The organism is Archangium lipolyticum (assembly GCF_024623785.1).
In the GTDB taxonomy this organism is placed as follows: Bacteria; Myxococcota; Myxococcia; order Myxococcales; family Myxococcaceae; genus Archangium; species Archangium lipolyticum.
In genome coordinates this window covers 800,303-820,516 of the sequence record NZ_JANKBZ010000001.1, presented here as the reverse complement: position 1 = coordinate 820,516, position 20,214 = coordinate 800,303, and the positions used below count along the sequence as shown (strand labels likewise).

Below are 20,214 nucleotides of genomic sequence, written 5' to 3'. Positions count from 1 at the left end.
CCCCCGACGGGACCGCTCGCCATGCGCATGCCCGGGTGAACGCGTAGAGAGACGCCCCCCGAAGCACCGCAGCAGTGAACGGAAGCCCGTCCCACCCAGGACGGGCTTTTTTCGTTTCCGCGCCCGTCCGCCACCTACCGAGTCCTCAGATGCTGAAAATCGCCCTGCCCAACAAAGGCCGTCTGTCCGAAGAGGTCCGCGAGTTGTTCAACGACGCCGGTCTGGAGGTGCGCGTCCGAGGGGAGCGCGCCCTCACCGCGTCGCTCGGCGGAGAGTTCGAGGCCATCTTCGTGCGTGCCCAGGACATTCCCGAGTTCGTCGCGGATGGAGCGGCGGACGCGGGCGTCACCGGATGGGACCTGGTCTGTGAGTCCGGCCGCGAGCTGGAGCTGTTGATGGACCTGGAGTTCGGCAGGTGCCGGTTGGTGGTGGCCGCCCGCGAGGAGAGCGGCATCCAGAAGCTCGAGGACATCCAGGACGGGGTGCGCGTGGCCTCGTCCTTCACGCGGCTGACGCAGGAGTTCTTCACGAAGCGCGGCCAGAAGGTGATGGTGGTGCCGGTCTCGGGCGCCACGGAGATCGCTCCGCACCTGGGCATCGCGGACATCATCGTGGACCTGACGTCCACGGGCTCCACGCTGAAGATGAACGGCCTGCGCGAGGTGGCGACGGTGGTCCAGTCCAGCGCGCGGCTGATCGCTCGCAAGGGACACGTGCCCGAGGCGGCGGCGCAGCTGGAGGAGCTGCGGCAGGCGCTGGGCTCGGTGCTGGCGGCCCGGGGCAAGCGCTACCTCATGGCCAACGTGCCGCGCCGCGTGCTGCCCAACGTGCGCGAGGTGCTGCCGGGCCTCAATGGCCCCACCGTGGTGGATGTGCAGGGCGGTGACTTCGTGGCCGTGCACGCCGTGGTGCCCTCCAAGAGCATCTACCGCACCATCGCCGCCCTGAAGACGCTTGGCTGCGAGGGCATCCTCGTCACCCGCATCGAGAGGCTGATGCCGTGAACGCCCCCACCCTCAAGTATCGGGGGCGTCTGAAGGAACTGGCCCCCGAGGCGCGCCGTCGTCTGCTGGACCGCACGGGCGGGTCGGACGCCCAGGTCGCCCAGCGCACCGCGGACATCCTCTCCCGCGTGCGCCGGGACGGAGACAAGGCCCTGCGCGACATGGCGCGCGAGTTCGATCGCGCGGAGCTGAAGTCGCTGGAGGTGCCGCGCTCGGTGTGCGAGGCGGCACTGGCCTCGCTGGAGCCGAAGCTGCGGGACGCACTGGCCCGCGCGGCGCGCAACATCACCCAGGCCCACGCGGCGCAGAAGCCCCAGGCCACCGAGGTGGAGACGGAGCCGGGCATCATCGTCGGACGCCGGCCGGATCCACTCGGGCGCGTGGGCGTGTACGCGCCGGGTGGCCGCGCCGTGTACCCGAGCAGCGTGCTGATGGGCGTGGTGCCGGCGAAGGTGGCCGGGGTGGGCGAGGTCATCGTCTGCTCGCCGCCGGGCCCGGATGGCAGGCCCTCGGCGGGGGTGCTGGCGGCGGCGGCGCTGGCGGGCGCGGACCGCGTCTTCGCCCTCGGTGGAGCGGGGGCGGTGGCGGCCATGGCCTATGGCACCGAGAGCGTGCCTCGGGTGGACCGCATCGTCGGCCCCGGCAATGCCTACGTGGCCGCGGCCAAGCTGCAGGTGGTGGACGCGGTCGCCATCGACGCGCCGGCGGGGCCGAGTGAGATCCTCGTGGTCGCGGACAGCTCGGCGGACCCCGAGGCGGTGGCGCGGGAGATGCTGGCCCAGGCCGAGCACGATCCGGACGCCTGCTGCGTGACGGTGGCGGTGGGCGATGTGTTCGCGGAGGCGGTGGCCGCGGCGGTGGGACGGGCGGCGGCGCGGGCGAAGCGTCAGGAGATCGTCACGCGCGCCCTGAGCGACCGGGGCGCGGTGCTGAGCGTGGACTCGCTGGAGGAGGCCTGGCCCTTCGTGGCGGACTTCGCTCCCGAGCACCTGCTCATCGCCACCACGTCGCCGCTGGCGGACCTGCCCAAGGCGCGCAACGCGGGCACGGTGTTCGTGGGCCAGTTCGCCTCGGTGGCGTACGGCGACTACATGACGGGCGCCAACCACGTGCTGCCCACGGCCGGCCTGGCCCGTGCGTACTCGGGGCTGAGCGTGCTCGATTTCTACCGGTGGACCACGTACCAGCGTGTCACGCGCGACGCGGCGGCGCGGCTCGCCGACGACGTGGGCCTGCTGGCCGACAGTGAGGGCCTCTTCGCCCACGCGGATGCCGCCCGCGGCTGGAGGAAGTCATGAGCCTGCCCTCGCGCGCGTCCTTCGCGGACATCCGCCTGTACTCGCCCTCCAAGGTGAAGTGCGGCGTGGACCTGAGCGACAACACCAACCTGTTCGGCATGCCCCCGGCCGCCGAGCGCGCCCTGCGCGAGGCGACGGCCTCCCTGGCCAGCCGCTACCCCACGGGCTATGCGCCGGACCTCCGGCAGGCCGTGGCCTCGTACACGGGCATGGAGCCCTCGCAGGTCACCACCGGGTGCGGCTCGGATGACGTCATCGACAGCACCCTCCGGGCCTTCCTGGAGCCGGGGGATCCCCTGGCCTTCCAGGAGCCCACCTTCGTGATGGTGCCCTACCTCTCGAAGGTGAACGCCCTGCGGGCCGTGCCGGTGCCGCTGCGGCCGGACTACGACATCGACGTGGACGGCCTGCTGGCCACCCGGGCGAAGCTCATCTACGTCTGCACGCCCAACAACCCCACGGGCACGGTCATCCCCCGGGCCTCGATGGAGCGCCTGGTGGACAACGCGCCCGGCGTCGTGCTGATCGACGAGGCCTACGCCGAGTTCGCCCGGGAGAGCTTCCTGGACCTGGCACGCACGCGGCCCAACGTGCTGGTGACTCGCACCCTGTCCAAGGCGTTCGGCCTGGCGGGCATGCGGGTGGGCTACGCGGTGGGCAACCCCACGCTGGTGACCGAGGTGGAGAAGGCCCGGGGCCCGTACAAGGTCACGGGCTTGTCCGAGCGGCTGGCCGTCGTGGCGCTGACGCAGGACGTGGAGTGGATGAAGGCTCGGGCGGCGGAGTCCCTGGCCATCCGGGAGCGGCTGGAGACGGAGCTCGGGAAGCTGGGGCTGAAGCCCCTGCCGTCCGGAGGCAACTTCGTGCTGGTGCCGGTGGCTGGCGCGCCCGCGGTGGCGGAGCGGATGCGGCAGCGGGACGTGAACGTGCGGGCGTTCCAGGGACTGACGGGAATCGGGGACGCGCTCCGGATCGGATGCGGCCCGTGGACCATGATGGAGGCGGCGCTCGGAGCGCTGCGGGAGGCTCTGCGGTGAGAGTGACGCTTTTCGACTATGGAGCAGGCAACCTGCACTCGCTGGCCAAGGCCCTGGCCACGGCACCGGACGTGGAGGTGCGCGTGCGGGAGGATCCGCTGCGGGCGCTGGACACGGACGTGCTGGTGCTGCCGGGAGTGGGTGCCTTCGGCGCGGCGGCGGCCCGGCTGGCTCCGGGACGCGAGCAGATGCGGCGCGCGGTGCTGGACGGCCTGCCGTGCCTCGGCATCTGTCTGGGCATGCAGCTGATGTTCGACACGAGCGACGAGGGCGGGGGCCAGGGACTGGGCCTCTTCCGCGGCCGGGTGACGAAGCTGCGCGCCCGGCACGTGCCTCACATCGGGTGGAACTCGGTGGAGGAGGACACCGCGCTGCGGAGCGCGAAGCTGGACACCGTCTACTACGCGCACAGCTACGTCTGCCGCGCCGAGGAGCCCGGCGTGGTGGTGGGCTGGACGACGCACGAGGAGGACCGCTTCCCGGCGTCGGTGCGGCGCGGGAAGGTGCTCGGTCTGCAGTTCCACCCGGAGAAGAGCTCGGCGGCGGGCGTGCGTTTCCTTCAGGCCTTCCTCGAGGAGGTGCGCAAGTGATCGCCATTCCTGCCATCGACCTGCGCGAGGGCGCCTGCGTGCAACTGGTGGGCGGCTCGTACGCCGACGAGCGGGTGCGGGTGAAGGATCCGCTGGACGCGCTGAAGCGCTGGCGCTCGTACGGCTTCAAGAGCTTCCACGTGGTGGATCTGGACGCCGCGCTGGGTAAGGGCTCCAACGAGGGCCCCATCGGGGCGCTGCTGGGCCACGAGCAGGGACTGGCCTTCTCGGTGGGCGGCGGCGTGCGGAGCACGTCCAAGGCGGAGGCGCTGCTCGCACTGGGTGCCTCCTACGTGGTGGTGGGCACGAAGGCCATCGAGGACGCGGAGTGGTTGCGCGAGCTGGCCGAGCGCTTCCCGGGCCGGGTCGTGGTGGCCGCGGACGTGAAGGGCCGGGAGGTGGTGACGCGCGGCTGGACGGCGGGCAGCTCCCGGGACATCGCCCAGGTGCTGCGCACCCTGGAGCCCCTGCCCCTGGGTGGCCTGCTGGTGACGGCGGTGCACAAGGAGGGGCAGATGGAGGGCGTGGACCTGCCGCTGATGGAGGAGGTGGCCCGCTCGAGCCGTCACCCGCTACTGGCCTCGGGCGGTGTGACGACGCTGGAGGATCTGCGGGCCCTCGGGCGGGTGGGGGCCTTCGGCGCGGTCATTGGCATGGCGCTGTACACGGGCAAGCTGGACGCGGCCGAAGTGGCGCGGGAGTTCGCATGACGACCATCGTTCGGGAGACGAAGGAGACCAAGGTCACGGTGGAGATCGCCCTGGGCAAGGGCACCGCCAAGGTGGACACGGGCCTGCCCTTCTTCGATCACATGCTGTCCACCTTCGCGCGCTACGCGGGCCTGGACCTGACGCTGCACGCGCGGGGCGACCTCCGGCACCACCTCATGGAGGACGTGGCCATCACCCTGGGCGCGGCGGTGCAGAAGGTGATTCCGGCCACCGCGGCTCGCTATGGCGAGCGCACCATTCCCATGGACGACGCGCTCGTGCAGGCCTGCATCGACGTGGGCGGGCGCTTCTATTACCGGGGTCCGCTGCGCAGCAAGCTGTACGAGCACGTGATGCGCTCGTTCTGCGAGCACGCGCGGGTGACGCTGCACCTGCGCATCCTGCGCGGCAAGGACAGCCACCACGTGACGGAGGCGGCCTTCAAGGCGCTCGGCATGGCGCTGCGGGACGCGATGGTGGACTCGGGAGTGGTCTTCAGCACGAAGGGCGCGGTCGCCCTGGAGGTGAAGTGAGATGCTCACGCGGCGACTGATCGTCTGTCTGGATGTGAAGGGTGGGCGCGTGGTGAAGGGCGTCCAGTTCGAGGGCCTGCGGGACGTGGGAGACCCGGTCGAGCTGGCCATGCGCTACGAGGAGGCGGGCGCCGACGAGGTGACCTTCCTCGACATCTCCGCGAGCAACGAGGAGCGCGCGACGCTGTGGGACCTGGTGCAGCGCACGGCGGAGCGGCTGTTCATCCCGCTGACGGTGGGCGGCGGTGTGCGCACGGCGGACGACGTGGGCCGGGCGCTGCGGGCGGGCGCGGACAAGGTGAGCATCAACTCGGCGGCGGTGGCCCGGCCCGAGGTGCTCACCGAGTGCGCCGAGCGCTTCGGAGCCCAGTGCGTGGTGGCCAGCATCGACGCCAAGCGCGATGGGGACAAGTGGCGCGTGTACACCCATGGTGGCAAGCGGGCCACGGACCTGGACGCGGTGACCTGGGCGCGCGAGTGCGTGAAACGTGGAGCAGGTGAAATCCTGCTCACCAGCATTGACAGGGACGGAGCCCGTTCGGGGTATGACCTGGAGCTGACGCGGGCGATCGCCGAACAGGTGGACGTCCCGGTCATCGCCTCGGGTGGTGCGGGCAACGCGGAGCATGTCCGGGCCGCGTTGAAGGAGGGCAGGGCGGACGCGGCGCTGGTGGCGGGCATCCTCCACGATGGCGTCACCACGGTCGGGGCGATCAAATCGCTGCTCCGCGAGAGCGGCCTCGGCATCAGGAGCCTCTGAATGGACGCGCAGTCGTTGATGCAGGCGGTGGAGGAAGTAGCGCGCAGGTCGGGAGACGTGGCGCTCGACTTCTTCCGCAAGGGCGTCAAGGTGGACATGAAGGGGGACGGCACGCCGGTGACGGTGGCGGACCGGACCGCGGAGACGACGGCGCGCGAGTGGATCGAGTCCCGCTTCCCCGAGGATGGCATCCTCGGGGAGGAGTTCGGCGAGACGCGGCCCGGGGCGAAGCGCCGGTGGATCCTGGATCCGATCGACGGCACGAAGTCGTTCATCCATGGCGTGCCGTTGTGGGGCACGCTGGTGGCGCTCACGGAGGGCGAGCGCGTGCTCGCGGGCGCGGCGTACTTCCCGCCCGTGGGAGACATGCTGGTGGCGGCGCCGGGGCAGGGGTGCTGGTGGAACGGGAAGCGGGCGCGGGTGTCGGAGCAGGCGGAGCTGTCCAGGTCGCTGGTACTGGCCACGGACGAGCGTTTCCGGGTGTATCCGGATCGCGGGGTGAAGTGGCGCGAGGTGACGGCGAAGGCCTACCTGGCGCGGACGTGGGGTGACTGCTACGGCTACCTGCTGCTGGCCACGGGGCGGGCGGAGGTGATGATCGACGAGGAGCTGTCGCCCTGGGACGCGGCCGCGCTTCAGCCCATCATCGAGGAGGCGGGAGGCGTTTTCACGGACTGGACGGGGACGAGGACCTCGTTCGGTGGCAACGCCATTGCGACGAACGCGGCGCTCGCGCGCCAGGTGCGCGAGATGTTGGGCGCGACGAAGAGGGCATGATGTTGGATCTGTCGAAGCTGGATTTCGCCAAGGGCAACGGGCTGGTGACGGTGGTGACGCAGGACGCGAGCACGGGCGACCTGCTGATGGTGGCGTTCGCGGACCGCGAGGCGTTGGAGAAGACGCTGGAGACGGGCGAGATGTATTACCGCTCGCGCACGCGCGGGCTGTGGCACAAGGGCGGCACGAGCGGGAACGTGCAGCGCGTGGTGTCGCTGACGGCGGACTGTGACGGAGACGCGGTGCTGGCGCGGGTGGAGAAGGCCGGTCCGGCGTGCCACACGGGCGCGGAGACCTGCTTCGACATCGGGCCGGTGGACGCGCTCGTGGAACTGGACAAGACCATTGCCCAGCGGGCGGCGAAGGTCCCGGAGCCGGGAGAGAAGCCGAGCTACACGCGGCGGCTTCTGGACGACCGGAACCTGCGGCTGAAGAAGATCGGCGAGGAGGCGGCGGAGCTGGTGACGGCGTGCGCGGACGGGGACAAGGCACGCGCCGTGGAAGAGGCCGCGGACGTGCTCTACCACCTGCTCGTGGCGGTACGTCCGTTGGGCGTGACGCTGGAGGACGTGAAGGACGTGCTCGCGCGCCGGGCCCGTCCCTCGAAGGGATAGTCTCCACGTCTCAGGAGAGAGCCCATGAAGGCCTGGCTGAAGATCGTTTGCGGGGTGTTGGCGGTAGTCGGAGTGCCCGCGCTGGCCCAGCCCGCGTACAACGAGGTGCGGCAGAAGTCGTCGCACAACTCCTACCAGCGCCACGAGGCCCTGCTCGATCAGCTCGTGTACCACCGCGTCCGCTCGCTCGAGTTCGACATCCACAATGGCAAGAGCAACTGGTCCAAGGTGACGGGCAACTGGTTCGTCTACCATGCGGACGTCGTCGACCCTGGAACCACGTGCCACCGGCTCTCCGACTGCCTGGACGAGCTGCGCGCCTTCCACCTCGCCAACCCCGGCCATGAGGTGGTGACGGTCTGGGTGGATCTCAAGGACGGCTTCGAGTCCGGCCGCATGCCGCAGGACCTGGACAACCGCATCACCGCACACCTGCCCGCGTCCTGGCTCTTCAAGCCCTCGGATGTGATGGCGGCCTGCCCGGGTGCCACGAGCCTGCAGGCGGCGGTGACGGGCGCCTGTGGCTGGCCCTCCACCACGGCGCTCAGGGGCAGGTTCATCATCGCCCTCACCGGCGGGGACGTGTCCTCGTCCACCAGCAAGCTCAACACCTACGTGTCCAACGGCTCCACGGCCACCAGCCGCGTGGCCTTCGTCGCGCCCGACCTCTCGAGCACCTCGGCGATTGGCACGAGGAGCCATGCCGTGGTCTTCAACATCCAGAACGGCAACTCCTCCCTGGCCTCCAGCGTGCACCAGGCGGGCTTCGTCAGCCGGGTGTGGGGCGTGAACGACTCGGCGTCGTGGAGCCGGGCGGTGTTGGCGATGGCCAATCACATCGCCACGGACAAGGTGAGCTACCACCAGGACGGGTGGGCGGTGACGCACAACACCCTGGGGTGGCCCTTCGGGTGCTTCGGCTCCTGGCCGTGCGGCGGCTACCAGGAGGCCGTGAATGTCATCGGCGCCGAGGTGGACTCCGGAGACATCTGGGGCAGCAGCGACAGCTTCCTGTTCGCCTCCGAGTACAACGGCGCGGTGACGACGACCACCTGGACGGCGGCGGTGAACACGCCCAACAGCCATGTGGAGGTGTGGGCCAAGGGGTGCCTGATGGCCCGCGAGAGCACGGCGTCCAATGCGCGCTACTTCGCGGTATGCCGCCCGGCGGACGAAAACAAGCCGCGCCTCCAGTACCGCACGAGCACGGGCGGCTCCACGTCCTCGGCCGAGGTGGACATCGTTCCGGCGGACACCGTCGACCAGGAGAGCATCACCTTCCTCCGCCTCACGGTGCAGTACGACGGGTCGCAGACGTGCGCGTGGGGGTACGCCTCGCAGAACGCCTCGGCGTGGAAGCTGATTGGCAGCAGGTGCTTCTCCGGTCTGCTGGGCCACCAGGGCCTGGCGGCCAGCTCGCATGACAGCGGCCGGGTGAAGCTCCTCTTCGGCGACGTGAAGCGGAACTCGACCCAGTACCGCCAGGCCTCCTTCCCCTCCAAGGCGGCGGTGGGCGGTGGCGTGAGCAGCTGGCGGCTCTTCGACGGGGTGTTCTGACCTCACCCGGCGAGCGCGAGCTCGATGCGGCCGTGCTGTTCGTCGGTCGCGGCCACGCGCACCTTCAGCGGCATGCCGATGGTGAAGGTGCGCGCGGGTCCCACGAGTGATGTCTCCCGGGGATCGGGCTGATAGGGCCCCTCGGGCAGCGTGTCCGCCGGGAGGTAGCCCTCCACCAGCATGCCGTCGAGCTGGACGAGCAGGCCGAAGGGCTTCACCCGGGTGATGCGGCCCATGAGCTCCCGGCCCACGTACGCGGCCATGATCCGGGCCTCCAGCACGCGGTGGCGATCCTTCTCGGCGCGGTGGGCGGTCCGGGAGCGCTCGTTGAGGTGCACCGCGAGCTGCTCGACGGCGGGGTCCTCGTGCACGAAGTCGCGCCGGCCCCGCAGGTACTGTTTGAGGGCGCGGTGGACGGAGAGGTCCGCGTACCGCCGGATGGGCGAGGTGAAGTGCGAGTAGGCGCGCGCCGCGAGCCCGAAGTGCATGGCGGGCACCACGGTGTAGCGCGAGGGGCCCAGCGAGCGTCGCAGCACCGAGCGCAGCGCGGCCTCCGCGGCGCAGCCGGCGATCTGCCGGTCGAACGCGGCGAGCGCCAGCGGGGTGAGTCTGCGGCCGAAGCCCGCCGCGAAGCCCGAGTGTTGGGCGAAGGCGGACAGATCGGCCACGCGCTGCGGATCCGGCTCGTCCTGGACGCGGAGGAGGGCGGGGACGCCCCGGTCGATGAGCCATCCCGCGATGGCCTCGTTGGCGGCCACCATGAAGCGCTCGACCAGGGTGTGCGCCGTCGTGGGCCGCACGGCCTCGATGCCGGAGACCTCGCCCGTCTCCTCGTCGAAGGTGAAGCGTGCCTCCTCGCGCGCCATCTCGATGCCACCGCGCCCCGCCCGAGCCACCGCCAGCCGCGCCGCCGCCGCGCGGAACCACGGCATCGCCTCGCGCACCGCCGCCATCGGCTCGGACACCTCGTCCTTGTCGAGGTAGTCCGCGACCTCGGCGTAGTTGAGCTTCGCCCAGGAGCGGATGAGGCTCTCGTACACGTCCATGGCGGTGACGTGCCCCTCCGGGTCGATGCGCAACTCCACCGTGAGGCACAGCCGCTCCTCGCCGGGTACCAGGCTGAGCCAGTTCGTCGACAGCTCCTCGGGGAGCATCGGCAGCATGGCGCCGGCGAGGTACACGCTGGTGGCCCGTTCGCGCGCCGCGCGGTCCAGCGCCGAGCCCTCGGGGACGAGCTCCGCGGCGTCCGCGATGGAGACGAACAGACGCAGCGCCCCATCTCCACCCGCGGGCAGCACGGAGATGGCGTCGTCGATGACGCGCGTCGAGGGCGAGTCCACCGTGACGGTGGGCACCTGGCGCAGATCCCTCCGGGCTCCGAGTGCATGGGGGGTGGAGAGGACGCGCTGCACCTCGGCCAGTGCTTCCGGGTCGAAGTCGCGGCGCAGCCCGTGGCGCACGATGATGCGCTCCAGCGAGCGGTCCGCACCCGGCTCCAGCTTGCGCAGGAGCCAGGCCTTGCCATCGGCGATGCGAGCCACCAGGGCGTCCTCGTGCTGCACCTCGACGCCAGCGGCCTCCAGCGGCCAGTCACCATTGGCCACGTCGCGATCGATGCGCAGGTGTGCCGCGCCCTTGCGCGTCACCACCTCGCCGTAGACCTCCTGGCGCGGGCGGTTGAGGAGGGACAGCCCGCTCGCGGTCCAGCGCCCGTCGGCCGAGGCCGTCACGGTCGCGGAGACGATGTCGTCGGCGAGATAGGGGTTGAGCTCGGGCGGTGGGATGAAGGCGGAGAGCACCTCGTCGGCGCCGGAGGGGTGCACGACGAGGAAGCCATAGCCGCGAGGGTGGACGTCGATGCGGCCGGTGACGGTGCGCGAGGGAGCGGGCGTATCCATGGAGCGCCCGTATGCTACCTCACTGCTTGGAGAGGCCGCGCTCGACCAGCGACACCAGGTCGGCCTGCACGCCCACGACCGCGAAGCCGAAGTTGCCCCAGTTGTAGATGTCCCGGCGCTTCACGTCCGCGCCACCCCCGAGCAGCCGCAGCCGCGCGTAGGCGCTCACGTCACCCTTCGTGTTCAATGGAATGCCCAACGTCAGCGCCACGTCGTAGATGCCGCCCGTGGTGTTGCCCAGCAGTCCGAAGGTGGACAGTGCGTCGGCCTCGAGTCCCGCCCAGACCCGCGAGGGCAGCTCGTAGCGCAGCCGCGTCTTCAGCGCGCCCACCACGCCGATGTCGCTCTCCTTCACGTAGCGCGAGCCGTCCACCGCGCTCAGGTCCACCAGCGCGTTGCGGATCTGCACGCTCGCCCCGATGTCCCAGGAGAAGCGCTCGCCGTTGATGAGCCGGAAGAGGTAGCTGGCCCGGTACCCGTCGAACAGGTAGCGGCTGTCCACCGCCGTGCCCGCCGGGAACACCGTCCCTCGGAAGTCGATGTCCCTGGACAGCGTCGCGCGCGTGGTGATGTCGAACGGCGCGTACAGCAGGATGATGCCGTGGCGCTCTCCCAGCCGCGCCTCGAGCGCGATCCGTTGGGTCCGATACAGATTGGCCTTCTGGTTGAGCTCGTCGGCGTCGTACTGGGTGCCGGTCGGACCGTAGCGCCCGTCGTTCTGGAAGATGTACGCCGGCCCCGTTTCATATTCGGCGACGAGCGCCGTCAACGGGCTTTCAGCCAGGGCCGGGGTGGCCATCAGGGTCAGTGCGAGCAGGTGGATTCGCATGGGTGGCCGCTTCGATGTCCACCCGGCCGTTCCGTTGCTCCCTGTTCAGCGCGTTCCGCGTGCCTCCACCTCGCTCAGCGCGAGCTTGCCCTTGTCGGGGAACACGCTGAGCGCCTCCACGTCCAGCAGTGGCACTGGCAGCGCGCAGGTCTCCCACTGTCCGGTGCCATGGAAGCGGCAGGCCACTGGAAGGACGAAGCTCATGTTCGTGTCCGGATCGCTCAGCCCCAGGTCTCCCTCGGTGCGGACGACGGCGCGCAGGGTCCCCGCGCCACTGGCTCGCACACGCAGGGCCGTCAACTGGCGAACGGGTGGATCGAACACCGCGCTCAGCGCACCGTCCTTCTCCCATCGCGGCGCCTGAGGGGCCGCCGTGAGCTCCGCGCTCGTGGCCTCCTGTCCATCGAAGGCCTTCTCTCCGCCCTGGGGGCCTGTGGTCCGGGAGGGCTTCAGCACGGCGCTCTCCCCAGACGGATTCGCCTGGACGAGCTGCCCCAGCGCGGGCACGTGGCCCTGCACCACGGCCGCGTGCAGCACGTTCGCGGGGAACTGCTCCGCCCGCGAGCAGGTGGGCGCCAGCTGCCCGAGCAGCTCCTTCTGCGCGGCCGTCAGCATGTCCCTGGCCACGGCCGCCGGTGCCAGCAGGGAGCGAGTCACCTCGGCGCAGGCGGTCGGGGTCCCCGGCCCGGCGTGCTCCAGGTTCCAGCGCATGGTGGCCGCATGGGTCGCAATCCCGGCGTTCAGCCCCAGCACTGCCCGTGTGACGGAACCCGCACAGGGATTGGTTCCGGCTGGGCAGCGTTGGCACAGGGCCGCCAGCAAGTCCCGCAGGGGCGTCGTCCCCGCGTCGAGCGGGGAGCGAGCATCCAGGGCCGCTCCCAGCTCACAAGCGCGTGCGGGAGGCTGGGCGCAGGCGTCGAGCTGTTGCCGCGCCGTGGCGAGGGCGGCCGGGTCCGAGGGCGCTCGCACCGCGCCCTCCAGGGAGCGATCCAGGGTGCGGCAGGCCTGGGCGCCCGGGGTGGGGCCTGCCTCGGGGCCACGAGGCGTCACGTCGATGGCCCGCTCGTCCGCTTTCGCTGGGGCGGGGGTGGGGCTCTCGGCCTGACGCCCGTTTACATGGGTGAGGTAGTAGAGGCGCGCGAAGGCCGCCAGGGCCAGCGCCATCAGCAGCAGCGTTCGGAGCGGAAAGCGTCGCACGGTGCAAACTCCTTGATTCCGGCCGGGATGGGTGGTTATCAGCGCCGCGCGGGTACATCCACTCCGGAGGCGTTCGTGGCTGAGACTTTCGACGTGGTCATCATCGGTTCGGGCCCTGGCGGGTACGTCGGTGCCATCCGAGCCGCGCAGCTCGGGCTGAAGACGGCTCTCATCGAGAAGGACAAGCGCCTGGGTGGCACGTGCCTCCACCGCGGCTGCATCCCCACCAAGTCCCTCCTCTGGTCCGCCGCGCTGCTCCATCACATCCGTGAGGCCGCGGACTTCGGTATCGAGGTGCCGGCTCCGGTGGTCAACTGGGCCAAGGTCCAGGAGCACAAGCAGAAGGTGGTCACCAAGGGTGCCAACGGCATCGACTTCCTGATGAAGAAGAACAAGGTGACCGTGTTCAAGGGTCACGGCCGCATCGCCGGCAAGGGCAAGGTCGAGGTCGCCCTCGAGGCCGGTGGCAAGCAGACGCTGGACACCAAGAACATCATCATCGCCACCGGCTCGGTGCCCAAGTCGCTGCCCAACATCGTCGTGGACCACAAGCGCGTCCTCAACAGCGACTCCATCCTGGAGATCGACCGCATTCCCAAGAGCCTGATCGTCATCGGCGCCGGCGCCGTGGGCTGCGAGTTCGCCTCCGTCTTCAACCACATGGGCACCCAGGTCTCCATCGTGGAGTACATGCCCAACCTGCTCCCCATCGAGGACATCGACGCCTCCAAGGAGCTGGAGCGGCACTTCAAGCGCCGGAAGATCGATCTCCACACCGGTGCCAAGGTGGAGAAGGTCGAGAACACCGCCAACGGCGTGAAGCTGACCATGACCGTCGGCAGCGAGACCCGCACCATCGAGGCCGAGCTCGTCCTGTCCGCCGTGGGCCGCGCTCCCGTCACCGAGGACATCGGGCTTCAGTTCACCTCCATCAAGCCCGACCGCGGTTTCATCAAGACCGACACCATGATGCGCACCACCGAGCCGAACGTGTACGCGATCGGTGACGTGATCCCCACGCCGATGCTCGCCCACGTGGCCAGCGCCGAGTGCGTCCTCGCCGTCGAGCACATCGCCGGCAAGAACCCCGCTCCCATCAACTACGACCTCACCCCCTCCGCCACCTACTGCTACCCCGAGGTGGCCTCCGTCGGCCTCACCGAGAAGAAGGCCAAGGAGCGCGGCTACGACGTGAAGAGCGCCATCTTCCCGTTCTCCGCCGTCACCAAGGCCTCCATCTCCAACGAGGCCATCGGCATGATCAAGGTCATCTCCGACAAGAAGTATGACGAGGTGCTCGGTGTCCACCTCGTGGGCCCCCACGCCACCGAGCTCCTCGCCGAGGCCTGCGTCGCCATGCGCCTGGAGATCACCACCGAGGAGCTCGCGCACACCATGCACGCCCACCCGACCCTCTCCGAGATCATGAAGGAGGGCGCCGAGGCCACCCTGGGTCACCCGATCCACATCTGAGCCACGGCCGGTCATCCGGTGGGTTCAGATACCCTCACCCCGTCCCTCTCCCAGAGGGAGAGGGGGAGGGGGGAGTTCAGGCCGTTCGGGACTCTTCTGTCTCGGACGGCCTTCGCATGTCCGGCGGCGGGTGGACTGGCACCCGCCCCAGCAGCTCCGCCAGATCGAACGCGTCCAGCAGCGCGTGCCCGTGCAGATCGTTGTTGAAGTAGACCCAGGCCGTTCGCCCCTTGCGTCTCCACGTGTCCAGCTCGCAGGCCACCGGCCAGAGTGCTTCCCGGCCATAGCGCCCGGCATAGCGTGAGCCCGACCCGTGGAAGCGCAGGTAGCGGAAGTCTCCCGTGAAGCGCGGTGGGGGGACTGGCACCAGGTCGTGCTCGCACACCGCTACCCCCCAGCGATCGAGCACCTCCAGCACCTCCTCGTGGTACCAGGCCGCGTCGCGGAACTCGAAGACGTACTGGACGTCGCGGGGCAGGGCGGAAAGGAAGCGATCCACCCGCTCCGGATCCGGTTTCTTCATGTGCGGCGGGAGCTGCCACAGCACCGGACCCAGCTTCGGGCCCAGGCGGAGGATGACGCTGAAGTAGCGCTCCAGGCCCTCGCCCACGTCCGTCAGCCGCTTCATGTGTGTCAGGTAGCGGCTGCCCTTGCAGGCGAAGCGGAAGCCCGCGGGGGTCTGCTCCCGCCACCCGTCCACCGCGTCCGCCGTGGGCAACCGGTAGAAGGGGGCGTTCAGCTCCACCGTCGCGAATACCTGGGCGAAGTAGGGGAGCCAGCGGCTGGCTGGCAGCTTGGGTGGGTAGAAGAGTCCCTTCCAGTGCTTGTAGACGTAGCCACTCGTCCCCAGGTGGATGGCCCTCATGCCCCAAGGATGGGCACTCCGGCCTCTCCAGGGAGCCGACCCCTGGCCCCAGGGGTTGCTCATCCTTCGGGCAAGATCCGCTTACACCCCCTGGGAAGGGTTCCCGCTCCTCTGCTCGCGCTGGCGCTGCCCTCCGAGGGCGGAGACGTTAGAACGGGAGGAGTATCGTGGTGCGAGGAAGCTGACGCCTCGCGTCAAGGCTTCCCGCTTGACCCTGCTTTCGCCCCAACCGTAGAAGGCCCGCGACCCATGGCAACTCCCGATCGTTTCCCCCTGCCGCAGGTATCCGAGTCCACCCGGAAGCCCGAGTGGCTGAAGGTGCGCCTCCCCCACGGGGAGGGGTACGAGCGGGTGAAATCCATCGTCCGCCGCACGAAGCTGGCCACGGTGTGCGAGGAGGCCCGCTGCCCCAACATCGCCGAGTGCTGGGGCGGTGGCACCGCCACGGTGATGCTCATGGGCGAGGTGTGCACCCGCGCGTGCCGCTTCTGCCACGTGAAGGTGGGAGCGCCTCCTCCGTTGGATCCGATGGAGCCCATCCACCTGGCCCAGGCCGTCAAGGAGATGGACCTCGAGTACATCGTGGTCACCTCCGTGAACCGGGATGACCGGCCGGATGGAGGCGCCAGCCACTTCGCCTCGGCCATCCGCGAGCTGCGCCAGCACTCGCCCCGGACGATCGTCGAGGTGCTCATCCCCGACTTCAAGGGCGTGGAGCGCGACCTGGCCACCGTGGCCGAGGCCCGCCCGCACGTGGTGGCCCACAACGTGGAAACCGTGGAGCGCCTCACCCCCACCGTGCGTGACCGGCGCGCCACCTACCGTCAGTCCCTCAAGGTGCTCGAGTACCTCAAGCAGCGGCCCGAGCGGCTCTACACCAAGACCTCCGTCATGGTCGGTCTGGGCGAGACGGACGCGGAGCTGGATCAGACCTTCAAGGACCTGCGCGCGGTGGGCGTGGACGTGCTCACGCTCGGCCAGTACCTGCAGCCGTCCCAGTACCACCTGCGCGTGGAGCGCTTCGTCACGCCTCAGCAGTTCGAGGACTACAAGAAGCTCGCCGAGTCCTACGGCTTCCTCTACGTCGCCTCCGGGCCGCTGGTTCGCTCCAGCTACCGCGCCGCCGAGTTCTTCATGAAGGGCCTCATGGAGCGCGAGCGCCTGGGGCTCGCCAGCGGCACCTGACGCCTTTTTCACCCCACACCCGATACGGATCCGCGAATGGCGATCTTCGAGTTCAAGCTGCCCGACCTGGGCGAAGGTGTTCAGGAGGGCGAGCTGGTCAAGTGGCACGTCAAGCCGGGCGACCTGGTCAAGGAGGACCAGACGCTCGCCGAGGTGATGACCGACAAGGCCACCGTGACCGTGCCCAGCCCCAAGGCCGGTCGTGTCGTGCAGACGCACGGCAAGGAAGGCGAGATCGCCAAGGTCCACCAGCCCCTCGTCACGATGGAGATCGAGGGCGCCGTTCCGGTCCAGGCCTCGGGTCATGGTGCCCCCGCCGCCCATGGCGCTCCGGCCGCGGCTCCCGCTGCCCAAGCCACGGGTCCCCAGGCCGCCTCCAAGGTGCTGGCCACGCCGCTCACCCGCCGCATGGCCGCCGAGCACGGGCTGAACCTCGCGGAGATCCCCGGCTCCGGTCCCCAGGGCCGCGTGATGAAGGCGGACGTGGTGGCGGCCCTCGAGGGTGGCCGCTCCGCGCGCAACGAGGTGGCCGCTCCGGCCGCCCAGGCCCGTCCGGCCGCGCCCTCGGTGGTGTCGGGCCGTGGCGACGAGCGCATTCCCCTGCGCGGCCTGCGCAAGAAGATCGCCGAGAAGATGGTGCGCTCGAAGTTCACCGCGCCGCACTTCGGCTTCGTCGAGGAGGTGGATTCCACCGAGCTGGTGGCCCTCCGCAAGCGCCTCAACGACACCCTGGCCGCCGCCGGCGAGAAGGCCAAGCTGTCCTTCCTGCCCTTCATCGTGAAGGCCGTCATCGCCGCGATGAAGAAGTACCCCCAGGTCAACGCCAACATGGACGAGGCCGCCCAGGAGCTCGTCGTCCGGGGCGAGTTCAACATCGGCATCGCCGTGGCCACCCCCGAGGGTCTCACCGTCCCCGTCATCAAGCACGCGGATCGGCTCACCCTGCGCGAGCTGGCCGAGGAGATCGTCCGCCTCAGCACCGCCGCGCGTGAGCGCAAGCTGAAGATGGACGAGCTCACCGGTGGCACCTTCACCATCACCTCGCTCGGCCAGACGGGCGGCATCTTCGCCACGCCCATCATCAACCACCCCGAGGTGGCCATCATGGGCATCCACCGCATGCGCAAGCGCCCCGTGGTGGACAAGAACGATCAGATCGTCGTGCGCGAGATGATGAACGTCTCCATCTCCGCCGACCATCGCGTCATCGACGGCCAGGTCGCCGCGGACTTCGTCTACGAGGTCATCAAGTACCTGGAGCATCCGGACATGCTGTTCCTGGCCATGGCCTGACGGCCGGGCTGCCTGCCGGGGGCGCGTGCCTCGCCGGGAGCGCTCGCGCAACCGCGCTCCCGGCCTCCGAGGAGGTTACGCTGTCCCATGGCCGAGAACGTTCGCGACGTCATCCGCGCCGCCCAGGCCGCGGAGCTCGGGGGGAACAAGCCCCGCGCCATCGAGCTGCTCCGACGCGCCGCCGCGCTGTACCGGCGCTCGGGCAGCGGGGACCGGGCCGCGCAGTTGCTACGCTACGCCCTCAAGTTGGACCCCTCCCTCTCCGAGCTGGAAGAGGAGATCCGCCAGTTGGAGGCGGGGGCCCGGGCCGACGAGGTCGTGCCACCGTCTTCCGCTTCCGAGCTGGATGATGAGCCCACGCCGGATACGTGGGTGATCGAGGAGGACACCTCGAGCTCGCTCGCCGAGGCCCTGCGTCAGGCCGAGCTGGCCGTGGACCGCCGGTTCAATCCGGTGGGCGCCGCCGTGGAGGCCGTACGCTCCGCCGTGCTCGGCGTGGAGGTGCCGGGACCGGTCGAGCCGCCCGCGGTCGTGGCTCCTGTGGTTCCCGTGGCTCCTGTGGTTCCCGCAGACCCTCACCCCAACCCTCTCCCAGAGGGAGAGGGGGCTTTCATCGAGCGGGGTCCGACTCGCGCGGATCCCTCCCTCGATGCCTGGTGCTCCTTCTGCTGCCGGCCTCGTGCGGAGGTGGGTCCCCTCGTCGCGGGTCCCGCCGGAGCGTTCATCTGCTCGGCCTGCATCGGTGAGTCCAATGCGCTGCTCGGTGGCGTCGCCCCGGTGGCGTCGGCCGCGCGGGGTCGGGCGCGGGTTGCCTCCCGGCCTGTTTCGTTCGAGCTGGTGGGTCAGGATGCGGCCCGTGAGGGTCTCGAGCGCGGCCTGGAGGCGGGTGTGCGCCGCGTGCTGCTGCTCGGGCCCGAGGGCTCCGGAAAGACCACCTGGATGCGGGCTCTCGCGGAGCAGGGGAGGGGAGTGCTCGTGACTCCCGATTCCCTGGACCGGGCGCCGATGGATGCCGTGCTCCTCGTGGAGGACGTGGACCGGCTCCCGTCCGCCGAGCAGTCTTCCCTGGGCGCCTTCCTGGCCCGCCACTCCGAGCGTACCGTCTTGATGACCGCTCGGGGCGCTCCAGTGGCTCCGGGGCTCGTGCTGCTCTCGGACTCCGGGCGTCTGCCCGTGCCCTCCACCGCCGCGCTCTCCGCGGCCGTTCAGGGCGCGCTGCCCCTCGTCCTGTTGGAACAGGTGCAGAGCCTCATTCCGCTCGAAACGCCGACCGTCGAGGAGCTGATCGAGATCGCCCGGTGCCGGCTCGCCTCGCGCGAGGACCTCCGCCTCTCCGACGAGGTGCTCACCGTGCTCGCCACCGAGGCGGCCCGCTCACCCCGCTCCGGGCATGAGTTGCAAGCGCTCCTGGCCCGGGTGCCTCCCGGCACCTGGCGCTTGGAGGTGAAGAAGGCGAAGGGGAAGGCGAAGGCGACTCCGGTCCGTCGCGGCCGGCGGAAGGGGAAGTCGTGAACACGCTGACGGTGTACCGGTTCGGCCGGGTCGAATACGAGGACGGCCTCCAGCTGATGAAGCTCTTCGGCGAGGCCCGGCGCCAGGGGCTGTGCGGGGACTCCCTGCTCCTGCTCGAGCACCCACCCGTCCTCACCCTGGGCCGCGGCGCGAAGCGCGCCAACATCCTCGCCAGCGACGCGCGTCTCTCCGCCGAGGGCGTGGAGATCTTCGAGACCGATCGCGGTGGAGACGTCACGTACCATGGGCCCGGGCAGCTCGTCGGCTACCCCATCTTCCTCCTGCCCGAGCACCGCCACGACGTGCGCCGCTACGTGCGTGACGTCGAGCAGTGCATCATCCGCACCCTCTCCGAGTACGGCCTCTCCTCCGGCACCATCCCCAAGTGGCCCGGTGTGTGGCTGGGCCAGGAGGACGCCCCCGACGTCCGGAAGATCTGCGCCATCGGTGTCCACCTCTCCCGTTGGCTCACCAGCCACGGCTTCGCGCTCAACGTCAACACGCACCTGCCGCACTTCGACCTCATCGTCCCGTGCGGCATCCGCGAGGCCGGAGTCACCTCGATGCGCAAGGAGCTCGGCCGCCCCGTGTCCCTGGCCGAGGTCGAGGACAAGGTGGCCCGGCACTTCGCCGACGTCTTCGAGCTCCAGCTGGCCGAGCCCAAGCCCCTCACGCGCACCGTGTGCGTCACGTTGATGCGTGGCAAGGGGCCGGAGGCGCGCGTGCTGCTGCTCCGCCGCCGCCCCGAGCGCGGTGGCTTCTGGCAGATCGTCACTGGCCGCCTGGAGCCAGGAGAGCAGCCCCGGGAGGCCGCCGCCCGCGAGCTGTTCGAGGAGACGGGACTGCGCACCGAGGTGGTGGAGCTGGAGTACCGCCACGCCTTCGCCGTGGGCAGCGTGGTGCCTCCGAGACTCGTGGAGGAGAACGGTTTCGCCGCCCGGTGCTCCGACGACTTCGAGGTCCACCTCGGCGACGAGCACGATGCGCACGAGTGGGTGGACGTACCGACCGCGCTCGCCCGGCTGCCATTCCGCGGGCTGCGCGAGGGCGTACTTCGCACCAGCCGGGTGCTCGGGGGTTGA

The 20,214-nt window shown here is 70.1% G+C and carries 19 protein-coding genes; 15 read left to right on the top strand and 4 right to left on the bottom strand.

Going from position 1 to position 20,214, the window contains the following annotated elements:
* The first annotated feature begins 149 nt into the window (after nt 1-149).
* Genes hisG through NR810_RS02955 form a run of 10 tightly spaced genes read left to right on the top strand, consistent with a single transcriptional unit; the run spans nt 150 to nt 8,880 of the window.
* Nucleotides 150-1,004: an ATP phosphoribosyltransferase gene (gene hisG / locus NR810_RS03000; protein ID WP_257447399.1), complete on the top strand. Its 855-nt coding sequence runs from the start codon at nt 150-152 to the stop codon at nt 1,002-1,004.
* A complete protein-coding gene (gene hisD / locus NR810_RS02995; protein WP_257447396.1) occupies nt 1,001-2,302 on the top strand; it encodes a histidinol dehydrogenase in 1,302 nt (433 codons plus the stop codon). The genes hisG and hisD overlap by 4 nt, the downstream gene beginning before the upstream one ends.
* Nucleotides 2,299-3,339 carry a pyridoxal phosphate-dependent aminotransferase gene (locus tag NR810_RS02990; protein ID WP_257447393.1) on the top strand — a complete coding sequence of 347 codons (1,041 nt, stop codon included), beginning with the start codon at nt 2,299-2,301 and terminating at the stop codon, nt 3,337-3,339. Before hisD ends, NR810_RS02990 begins: the two co-directional genes overlap by 4 nt.
* Nucleotides 3,336-3,929 carry an imidazole glycerol phosphate synthase subunit HisH gene (hisH, locus tag NR810_RS02985; protein WP_257447390.1) on the top strand — a complete coding sequence of 198 codons (594 nt, stop codon included), beginning with the start codon at nt 3,336-3,338 and terminating at the stop codon, nt 3,927-3,929. Before NR810_RS02990 ends, hisH begins: the two co-directional genes overlap by 4 nt.
* A complete protein-coding gene (locus NR810_RS02980) occupies nt 3,926-4,639 on the top strand; it encodes a 1-(5-phosphoribosyl)-5-[(5-phosphoribosylamino)methylideneamino]imidazole-4-carboxamide isomerase (RefSeq protein WP_257447388.1) in 714 nt (237 codons plus the stop codon). Before hisH ends, NR810_RS02980 begins: the two co-directional genes overlap by 4 nt.
* Nucleotides 4,636-5,172, top strand: a complete 537-nt coding sequence (locus NR810_RS02975; RefSeq protein ID WP_257447385.1) for an imidazoleglycerol-phosphate dehydratase — start codon at nt 4,636-4,638, stop codon at nt 5,170-5,172. The genes NR810_RS02980 and NR810_RS02975 overlap by 4 nt, the downstream gene beginning before the upstream one ends.
* A gap of 1 nt (nt 5,173) precedes the next feature.
* Complete coding sequence (hisF, locus tag NR810_RS02970) at nt 5,174-5,932, top strand: imidazole glycerol phosphate synthase subunit HisF (RefSeq protein WP_257447382.1); 759 nt, start codon at nt 5,174-5,176, stop codon at nt 5,930-5,932.
* On the top strand, nt 5,933-6,709 hold the full coding sequence (gene hisN / locus NR810_RS02965; protein WP_257447380.1) for a histidinol-phosphatase: 777 nt from the start codon (nt 5,933-5,935) through the stop codon (nt 6,707-6,709). It begins immediately after the preceding gene.
* A complete protein-coding gene (gene hisIE, locus NR810_RS02960; RefSeq protein ID WP_257447768.1) occupies nt 6,709-7,323 on the top strand; it encodes a bifunctional phosphoribosyl-AMP cyclohydrolase/phosphoribosyl-ATP diphosphatase HisIE in 615 nt (204 codons plus the stop codon). Before hisN ends, hisIE begins: the two co-directional genes overlap by 1 nt.
* 24 nt (nt 7,324-7,347) lie before the next feature.
* Nucleotides 7,348-8,880 (top strand): Ca2+-dependent phosphoinositide-specific phospholipase C, encoded by a 1,533-nt coding sequence (locus NR810_RS02955; protein ID WP_257447378.1) that lies wholly within the window; start codon nt 7,348-7,350, stop codon nt 8,878-8,880.
* Nucleotides 8,881-8,882: 2 nt separating this feature from the next.
* On the opposite strand, the gene NR810_RS02950 is transcribed toward NR810_RS02955, so the two are convergent.
* The 3 genes from NR810_RS02950 to NR810_RS02940 are packed head-to-tail and all read right to left on the bottom strand — an operon-like array spanning nt 8,883 to nt 12,804.
* Nucleotides 8,883-10,778 (bottom strand): ribonuclease R family protein, encoded by a 1,896-nt coding sequence (locus tag NR810_RS02950; RefSeq protein WP_257447374.1) that lies wholly within the window; start codon nt 10,776-10,778, stop codon nt 8,883-8,885.
* 19 nt (nt 10,779-10,797) lie between these two features.
* Nucleotides 10,798-11,607: a cupredoxin domain-containing protein gene (locus NR810_RS02945; protein ID WP_257447371.1), complete on the bottom strand. Its 810-nt coding sequence runs from the start codon at nt 11,605-11,607 to the stop codon at nt 10,798-10,800.
* Between the two features lie 45 nt (nt 11,608-11,652).
* Nucleotides 11,653-12,804, bottom strand: a complete 1,152-nt coding sequence (locus NR810_RS02940; RefSeq protein WP_257447368.1) for a hypothetical protein — start codon at nt 12,802-12,804, stop codon at nt 11,653-11,655.
* Nucleotides 12,805-12,879: 75 nt separating this feature from the next.
* On the opposite strand from NR810_RS02940, the gene lpdA reads away from it, so the two are divergent.
* Nucleotides 12,880-14,277, top strand: coding sequence for a dihydrolipoyl dehydrogenase (gene lpdA, locus NR810_RS02935; protein ID WP_257447365.1), 1,398 nt, complete (start codon nt 12,880-12,882; stop codon nt 14,275-14,277).
* A 76-nt stretch (nt 14,278-14,353) separates the two neighbouring features.
* Here lpdA and NR810_RS02930 read toward each other — a convergent pair whose 3' ends face one another.
* Entirely contained in the window at nt 14,354-15,142 is a 789-nt protein-coding gene (locus NR810_RS02930) for a DUF72 domain-containing protein (RefSeq protein ID WP_257447361.1), read from the bottom strand.
* 249 nt (nt 15,143-15,391) lie between these two features.
* Here NR810_RS02930 and lipA point away from each other — a divergent pair, with 249 nt between their 5' ends.
* From lipA to lipB, 4 genes are all read left to right on the top strand, one after another.
* The gene (gene lipA, locus NR810_RS02925; protein ID WP_257447358.1) at nt 15,392-16,327 is read left to right on the top strand and encodes a lipoyl synthase; all 936 of its coding nucleotides are present in this window, start codon (nt 15,392-15,394) and stop codon (nt 16,325-16,327) included.
* Between the two features lie 36 nt (nt 16,328-16,363).
* Nucleotides 16,364-17,620, top strand: coding sequence for a dihydrolipoamide acetyltransferase family protein (locus NR810_RS02920; RefSeq protein WP_257447355.1), 1,257 nt, complete (start codon nt 16,364-16,366; stop codon nt 17,618-17,620).
* A gap of 87 nt (nt 17,621-17,707) precedes the next feature.
* Nucleotides 17,708-19,132, top strand: coding sequence for a ClpX C4-type zinc finger protein (locus NR810_RS02915; RefSeq protein WP_257447352.1), 1,425 nt, complete (start codon nt 17,708-17,710; stop codon nt 19,130-19,132).
* Nucleotides 19,129-20,214 carry a lipoyl(octanoyl) transferase LipB gene (gene lipB / locus NR810_RS02910; RefSeq protein ID WP_257447335.1) on the top strand — a complete coding sequence of 362 codons (1,086 nt, stop codon included), beginning with the start codon at nt 19,129-19,131 and terminating at the stop codon, nt 20,212-20,214. Before NR810_RS02915 ends, lipB begins: the two co-directional genes overlap by 4 nt.

What these genes read in the sequence shown, in the direction of transcription:
- NR810_RS02915 (WP_257447352.1), top strand. Translation starts at nt 17,708, where the DNA reads ATGGCCGAGAACGTTCGCGACGTCATCCGCGCCGCCCAGGCCGCGGAG.
- hisN (WP_257447380.1), top strand. Translation starts at nt 5,933, where the DNA reads ATGGACGCGCAGTCGTTGATGCAGGCGGTGGAGGAAGTAGCGCGCAGG.
- NR810_RS02950 (WP_257447374.1), bottom strand. Translation starts at nt 10,778, where the DNA reads ATGGATACGCCCGCTCCCTCGCGCACCGTCACCGGCCGCATCGACGTC.
- NR810_RS02930 (WP_257447361.1), bottom strand. Translation starts at nt 15,142, where the DNA reads ATGAGGGCCATCCACCTGGGGACGAGTGGCTACGTCTACAAGCACTGG.
- hisG (WP_257447399.1), top strand. Translation starts at nt 150, where the DNA reads ATGCTGAAAATCGCCCTGCCCAACAAAGGCCGTCTGTCCGAAGAGGTC.
- NR810_RS02955 (WP_257447378.1), top strand. Translation starts at nt 7,348, where the DNA reads ATGAAGGCCTGGCTGAAGATCGTTTGCGGGGTGTTGGCGGTAGTCGGA.
- NR810_RS02990 (WP_257447393.1), top strand. Translation starts at nt 2,299, where the DNA reads ATGAGCCTGCCCTCGCGCGCGTCCTTCGCGGACATCCGCCTGTACTCG.
- lipA (WP_257447358.1), top strand. Translation starts at nt 15,392, where the DNA reads ATGGCAACTCCCGATCGTTTCCCCCTGCCGCAGGTATCCGAGTCCACC.
- NR810_RS02975 (WP_257447385.1), top strand. Translation starts at nt 4,636, where the DNA reads ATGACGACCATCGTTCGGGAGACGAAGGAGACCAAGGTCACGGTGGAG.
- hisF (WP_257447382.1), top strand. Translation starts at nt 5,174, where the DNA reads ATGCTCACGCGGCGACTGATCGTCTGTCTGGATGTGAAGGGTGGGCGC.
- hisIE (WP_257447768.1), top strand. Translation starts at nt 6,709, where the DNA reads ATGTTGGATCTGTCGAAGCTGGATTTCGCCAAGGGCAACGGGCTGGTG.
- NR810_RS02920 (WP_257447355.1), top strand. Translation starts at nt 16,364, where the DNA reads ATGGCGATCTTCGAGTTCAAGCTGCCCGACCTGGGCGAAGGTGTTCAG.
- NR810_RS02945 (WP_257447371.1), bottom strand. Translation starts at nt 11,607, where the DNA reads ATGCGAATCCACCTGCTCGCACTGACCCTGATGGCCACCCCGGCCCTG.